1 protein-coding gene is annotated in these 907 nt (G+C 44.9%); it reads right to left on the reverse strand.

The genetic code is table 11. From position 1 onward, the window contains the following. Positions 1–907, reverse strand: a 907-nt coding sequence (locus tag ACS8FD_RS18025; protein ID WP_439276859.1) for a TVP38/TMEM64 family protein, incomplete at both ends; no start/stop codon positions are given.

Raw genomic sequence — 907 nt, forward strand, 5'->3', positions numbered from 1 at the left:
CCTTTTAACACTTCGACACCCAAGTCCGTATAACGCTCGACGCTGTCGTTTGGCGCGATGTCAGCGATGACTTGATAGATACGGCTCATGACATTTTTGAATGAAAACTCTGGTGGCGTATTGTCTAAACCATAGCGCTCAGCATGGCGCATTTGTTCGGCGACTTTCGCGCTTTTAATCAGGGCTTTACTCGGTACACAGCCATAGTTTAAGCAGTCGCCACCCATTTCACCCGCTTCGATTAATGTCACTTTTGCTCGGACGGTCGCCGCGATATAGCTGGTGACTAGCCCGCCAGCACCAGCGCCAATCACAATCATATTACGGTCGAATTTTTTAGGTTTGCTATAGTTTTTATAGACGCGGCGTTTTTTTAGCATATTTAATATCCCTTTTGCTATTAATGGGAAGAAGCCTAATAACGCAAATGAGACAATTAAATTAAATGATAAAATCCCTGACAAGCTGTCAATTTGCGCCAGTTGCGTACCGGCATTAACGAATACAAAGGTGCCCGCAAGCATACCAACTTGGCTTACCCAGTAGAATGTCCTTGCTTTAATCGCGGTGACGCCCATGAGTAAATTAATCAAAAAGAACGGAAATATCGGTACTAAGCGTAAGGTAAATAAGTAAAACCCGCCTTCTTTTTCAACGCCAGCATCAATGGCTGCTAAGCGTTCAGGAAAGCGCTGCTTAATCGTATCACGCAGTAAATAACGTGAGGTTAAAAACGCTAGTGTCGCACCAATACTGGAGGCAAATGAGGCGACCAATAAGCCTTGCCATAAGCCAAATAATGCCCCAGCCGCTAAGGTTAAAATAGCTGCACCAGGTAAGGATAAGGCGGTGACGACGACATAAAGTAAAAAGAAACCGCCAATAATCAACAGCGGTGATTGCGCTT

The organism is Psychrobacter sp. 1U2 (assembly GCF_051847575.1).